Source organism: Bdellovibrionales bacterium (assembly GCA_018266295.1).
Lineage (GTDB): Bacteria > Bdellovibrionota > Bdellovibrionia > Bdellovibrionales > Bdellovibrionaceae > JACMRP01.
Genome location: JAFEAQ010000005.1, coordinates 1 through 4142 on the forward strand (window position 1 = coordinate 1; position 4142 = coordinate 4142).

Below are 4142 nucleotides of genomic sequence, written 5' to 3' on the forward strand. Positions count from 1 at the left end.
ACGGGCCAGCGGCGGCTCGGGGGTTCAAGTCCCTCCACCGGAGCCAACAAAAAAGCCGCCTTAGGGCGGCTTGGTTGGCTCCGGTGGAGGGACTTGAACCCCCGACATCCTGATTAACAGTGGTGGCCGAGGATTGTGAGATTCCTCAATCGGGACTGGGGATTCGAGGCAAATCGGAGGGGTCATGCCACCTGTTTTGCCACCGCTCCTCTCCAGAACGATGGCACTTGGAGGGGACCGCCTAAGGATCTGCCATGGATGTGAGCTGGGTTATTTCTTTTTGGCGGCCTTCTTCTTGGGTGCTGCCTTCTTCTTGGGTGCAGACTTTGTCGCAGTCTTCTTGGCGGCCTTTTTAGCAGCTTTCTTGTGTCCAATCCCGTTGGTCATTCCACGCCTCAATTGAAAAGTTTGACTGTAGCTTCGCAGTATTTCCGGTAGGAGTCACGGGCTGACCAGAAAAGGCAGACGCCAACGATTAGGAGCGCGGCGCAACTCCACCAGCTAAGGAGTGGATTGCTGTCCCCGCACAGCCTCGCAACAAGGAGCAATAGGAGTGCGATGAGGGAGTTGGAATAGAATTGGTAGTATCGGTAGAACCCTTCAATCAAGGTGTTGAGCGCCTCTCGCTTCTGATCATCCATTTTGTCCCACTGAATACTGGGCTGACTGACCTTCCATCCCCGCATGAGCTTGCTATGAAGCAAGCGATCTATCAGCAATGCCCTGATACCACTAATGACAATCCCGAGAGCGATCGAGCCGAGTAGAACGAACAGGAAAACCCCAACCCCTTGATCTTCCTTCGAGGCCGCTTGAAGCCAATCCGAGGCCATTGGCGAAAAGTAGCTCAGCGCGACGAACCCCAAAAACCCAGGGGCAACGAATGCGATCGCAAGGCCGAAATTTTGTGGGGCGGATTTGGTTTCTGACATCCACTACTCCAGTATCTTGGCCAAGAGGTCGACGAGGCGGGGTTGGCTGATTCACTCATCCCAGATCTAGGGGGTTTCCAGCACCGGGATGTTCTAGTACGGACAACAGGCAGTAGGTCGGTCTCCCGCCGCGAGGCCTTCCAGCTTGGCGCTTGTGTTGGATGAGAAAGGTTGCAAGACAGGGCTTCTCTGCCCAATCCCTTAGCAATTCATGTGGGTCCAGATCTGAGCTAATGGACGCCTCGATTACCTTCCGCCCGTCTGGTACGAACTCGACCTTTCGGCTCACCGTGAAGACTCCCGCAAGCACGCCGAGCATTGGAACCGTGTCTGAGGCGAGCTTGACCCTTTTGACCCAACTTGAGGCAGCCGCCACATCTTTGGCGTCAAACGCTGTATCTCGATCCTCAGTCCTCATTCTAAAAGTTGCATTGGCTCCATCGACGACTTCGAGAAATTCTTTGATAGCTTGCGCGGTTCCCCCATCTAGGGTCCGCATCCGTTCCATAAAGCCCGCATCATCGCCCGCCCTGGCCAAGTCCAAAGTCGATTGAACCTCCTCCATTGCTTGCAAGAGGTGGCTTGGGCCTTGGAGAAGTCCCTCTTCAGGTACGATCTCTTCGAGTACAAATCCGAACGATCCGCGGGCAATGTCCACAATCGCCAGAGGGTGCGGTGGCGCTAGGGATCTCTGTGAATTTGCCCTAGCCAATGCCGCCCCGCGCCTATGGATCGCACGCTGGAACCCTTCGGAAGCCTGCAAACCAAAATCTGCTTCGATTCCACGAGTCCCAAGCACCGGCGTCCCTTTAAAAGTCAGCTCCACTTGAGCTTTCCCGGTAATGGGCGATTCGAGGTCATCCAGCTCGCTCTGAAGGCTGTCTCGAAGAGCTTTCAAATTGAACTGTTCTAAAAATCCAAGGCCCCCCTTGGCCAAGCGTTGATCAATGGAATTCAGCTTTCCTTTGATGGCGGCCTTATTCCTGATCTTCATCGGAGCCCCCAATCAGGATTGCATCTTCGTCCTCTTCGAGTGATATCTGAATGAAACCCTTCCATTCTTTGGAACGGGTATGACCGAAAAGCCCAATCCAGTACGCTGCCCCAGACGGTTCAACAAAACCATCAGCATTCGCAATATCGAAATAGACATCGCATAGATAGGTCTTCTTTGCGTCGTTTCCAACTGGAAGGTCCTTGAGAGCCTCCTCTAGCCACCCCATCGAGGTCAGGTCGGGTGCCGTAACCCAGGTGACCACATCTAAGTCGGCTGGTGCTCTACCTCGACGGTACTCGTGTTCCAGAAAGCTCCCGTCTATCCATTGGGCGCCATGAAGGCCGCGTCGCTTCAACTCCCTTCTTAGGTCAAGGAAGCCACTTAAGATTTTCCGGCGCTGGTCTGAATATCCAGTGAGGTCTACAAATTCCTGAAGTGACATCAGGTATGGACTACACCCCGTACGAGAACTTGGCCAGTCCGAGTCCGTGGGTGGTAGGAGACCCGTATCTAGTAGAAGATCTCGAAGGTCCATGATTTGTCCGGGGTCGGTAGGAGAGGGGCTGCACCGCAGCGTAGAAGGAATCCTTGGCTGAGTGAACCCAACTATTTCTCCACCACGACCCAGACTGCCTGGCCGTCCTTAGCCGCGCGACGGAGTAGGGCGATGGCTTCTTCAACCGGAATGGATTGCCGGTCAGCCGAGGTCAAGCTGACCTCCCAGATCTCGCCGGGCACCGGCGGAGGCAGGGGAACCTGACGGTTCAGGTCTCGCTCATCAACCCCCACAGCCCACCTCAAAGGCAGGTCCGGGAGCTTGAACCCTTTGCCCTTCAGTAGAGCTTCCGAGCTGATGCCGAACACACGCGTGAGCTGGCGGAGGACCGGCTTCGTTGGTTTGGCGATACCTCGTTCCCACGCGGACACGGCCTGCTGGGGAACTCCTAGGGCGTCTCCCAACGCTGCCTGGGTCCATTTCAGGTGAATCCGGAGCCGCTTGATCCGGCGGGCCATATCCATGTCCTGTGGCCTCGGTGCCGTCCACCGGCCCGGTACCTTTCGAGGCCCGCGGCTCATGGCAGGCCACGCCAGCGATGGGCACAACGACATTGTATGCCCGTCTTCTTTCGCTGCCTCTCTGATCTGAGGCATCGAACAGGGGGGGCAAGCATGGAATGACTTTAGCCCAGGTCGGGGATGGACGGCTCCATGGGTGGCTATTGGGATTCACAATGTCATTGTATCACCCTAGAATCCAGCCTGTCCCCTCAGGCAACCATGGTCATCAGTGGTCAATCACAAAAGGAGAACCAAGTGAGTCAAGCCAAGGCCTTCTTTCGGCCCACCGCCCTCTCATTGATCCTGGTCCCGGGTTTGGTGGCTCAGGTTCCGGCGAGCACCCCGGCGCCTACGACGGACCACGATGCCGCGATCGTGCTTCGGTCCGTCAGGCAGGCAGATTCGATCCTGAAGCAGGATGGGATGCTTGGGCTCAGAACCTTCGTCGAGAACATGCAGGAGAAGGCGGCATCTGGCGACCGGGACAAGCTCATTGAGTTCATGTCCTACAACCTCTTCGGAACAATTCTGGATGAAGGGATGTCGAAGAACTTCGGTACGCCGCCAAACGAATTCTTTGCCCCTACGGCAATGGAGGCGCGTATCGATGCAGTCCTGCCGAAGAACAGCACGCCGCCTGATCAGAGGGTTCCTCTCTATAAATACTGCATCGCAGAAGTAAGGAAGGACATGAACAAGCTCAATAACGCGCAGAAGTGATAGGTGACTTGGAGGAATCCCATGGGGAACTATCTCGTCCTTGAGGGGGCCGAAATCCTGGAGGCCCAAGGTTGGGGCGGAACGCCGGGAGGCACCTTCTCCATCCAGTTCGAGGACACCGGGTGTTTGTCGGTGTACAAGCAGGGCATTTTCGGGTCCAAGAAGCTGATCTCGATGGGGTTCTGGTACCTGGAAATTGTTGTCGGGACCGTGGGTATCCAGACAGGTGGTGGTTTCGTGGGAGGGGGCTTCGGTGTTGCGGGCGCCGTAAGAGGCATAGCGGCAGCGTCGCTCCTCAATGCTCTGACAACCAAGAACTCGGAGTACGCCGTTCTCACAACCTTTCTGACCGAGCCGAATGGCACTGAGAAGATGTGTGCCTTTGGGTTCAAACACAAACGCGAATCACTTCTACGGGATGAGCTGGCAGAAGT

Annotated in this window: 6 protein-coding genes; 2 read left to right on the forward strand and 4 right to left on the reverse strand. The window is 56.0% G+C overall.

Features of this window, described 5'->3' with window-relative positions; genetic code table 11:
* Positions 1-395: 395 nt before the first annotated feature.
* From JSU04_04190 to JSU04_04205, 4 genes are all read right to left on the reverse strand, one after another.
* The gene (locus JSU04_04190) at positions 396-932 is read right to left on the reverse strand and encodes a hypothetical protein (protein MBS1969478.1); all 537 of its coding nucleotides are present in this window, start codon (positions 930-932) and stop codon (positions 396-398) included.
* Between the two features lie 55 nt (positions 933-987).
* On the reverse strand, positions 988-1926 hold the full coding sequence (locus tag JSU04_04195) for a hypothetical protein (GenBank protein ID MBS1969479.1): 939 nt from the start codon (positions 1924-1926) through the stop codon (positions 988-990).
* Complete coding sequence (locus tag JSU04_04200) at positions 1910-2371, reverse strand: hypothetical protein (protein ID MBS1969480.1); 462 nt, start codon at positions 2369-2371, stop codon at positions 1910-1912. Before JSU04_04200 ends, JSU04_04195 begins: the two co-directional genes overlap by 17 nt.
* A 164-nt stretch (positions 2372-2535) precedes the next feature.
* Entirely contained in the window at positions 2536-2949 is a 414-nt protein-coding gene (locus JSU04_04205; protein MBS1969481.1) for a helix-turn-helix transcriptional regulator, read from the reverse strand.
* A gap of 294 nt (positions 2950-3243) precedes the next feature.
* On the opposite strand from JSU04_04205, the gene JSU04_04210 reads away from it, so the two are divergent.
* Together JSU04_04210 and JSU04_04215 are read left to right on the forward strand one after the other, a co-directional pair.
* On the forward strand, positions 3244-3708 hold the full coding sequence (locus JSU04_04210) for a hypothetical protein (GenBank protein ID MBS1969482.1): 465 nt from the start codon (positions 3244-3246) through the stop codon (positions 3706-3708).
* A 21-nt stretch (positions 3709-3729) separates the two neighbouring features.
* On the forward strand, positions 3730-4142 hold a 413-nt coding region (locus JSU04_04215; GenBank protein MBS1969483.1), incomplete at its 3' end, for a hypothetical protein.

What these genes read in the sequence shown, in the direction of transcription:
- JSU04_04200 (MBS1969480.1), bottom strand. Translation starts at nt 2,371, where the DNA reads ATGTCACTTCAGGAATTTGTAGACCTCACTGGATATTCAGACCAGCGC.
- JSU04_04195 (MBS1969479.1), bottom strand. Translation starts at nt 1,926, where the DNA reads ATGAAGATCAGGAATAAGGCCGCCATCAAAGGAAAGCTGAATTCCATT.
- JSU04_04205 (MBS1969481.1), bottom strand. Translation starts at nt 2,949, where the DNA reads ATGGATATGGCCCGCCGGATCAAGCGGCTCCGGATTCACCTGAAATGG.
- JSU04_04190 (MBS1969478.1), bottom strand. Translation starts at nt 932, where the DNA reads ATGTCAGAAACCAAATCCGCCCCACAAAATTTCGGCCTTGCGATCGCA.